Genomic DNA, 938 nt, shown 5'->3' with positions numbered 1-938 from the left:
AGTTGTTGCGTAGTGCTTGGTGACCAGGACGGCTGGGGCACCAATAGGTTGTCAAAGGCCGAGTCGATTTTGGGGACTGGGATGTCCCAAAATCTATCACGAGGCCGAAGACACACTTGCGTTGTTGCTACTACTATCGACCATGATGATCGTTCTGCTACCTATGCAGTTCGCATCATTGCAATGGGCGAGTTTGAGCCCACCATTGATGCCACCAAAGTAGCTGATCACCGGGTTGCCGCTGGCGTCCAGGGCCAGTGAGATGTACGAGAACGAATCTTGGGTAATATCGACCGTGACAATTGACTCGTTACCGCCAGAACAGTTGGGGTCGTTGCAATGGACCAGCTTGACAGACTTGTTGATATTATCCCAATAGCTGATCACTGGCTGGCCGATGGCATCCAGGGCCAGAGATGAGTACCTGCCTACAGATCCATTGTTGTCGACTACGACGATTGATTCACCCCCGCCGGTGCAGTTGGGATCGTAGCAGTGCGCCAGCTTGAGATCATGGTTAATGTTGTCGTAATAGCTGATAACAGGGTCGCCGCTGGCATCCAGGACGAGGGAAGTGAACATCCCCACAGTGCCAGTGCTGTCGATCGTGACGACACTTTTACTGCCGCTGCAATCTGGATCGTTACAATGAACCAGCTTGAGATCTCTGTTTGTCTCATCGAAATAGCTGATCACCGGGTTACCGCTAGCATCGAGGGCCAGTGATGAGTGCTTGCCCACATCAGCGAGCAGACCATCGACAACCGTGAGCGTCCTACCTCCGCAGTTTCTATCTTTGCAATGGGCCAGCTTGAGATTAGCTGTCGGGTACCATGTGATTATATTCCAAAAAGGAGCTATCCTTTGTTCCGAACCCGCCAGATATTGAACGACTGGCTCACGCAAAACCTGGAGGAAGCATAACGCCATGGTTATCC

At 51.9% G+C, this 938-nt stretch carries 1 protein-coding gene; it reads right to left on the bottom strand.

Annotated features, from left to right (window positions below):
* Positions 1 to 96: 96 nt before the first annotated feature.
* Positions 97 to 938, bottom strand: an 842-nt coding sequence (locus tag ACOCD2_RS22260; protein ID WP_419589707.1) for a hypothetical protein, incomplete at its 5' end; no start/stop codon positions are given.

It is taken from the genome of Thiolapillus sp., from assembly GCF_048562965.1.
GTDB classification, from domain to species: domain Bacteria; phylum Pseudomonadota; class Gammaproteobacteria; order Chromatiales; family Chromatiaceae; genus Thiolapillus; species Thiolapillus brandeum_A.
This window is presented reverse-complemented; position numbering and strand designations above follow the sequence as displayed.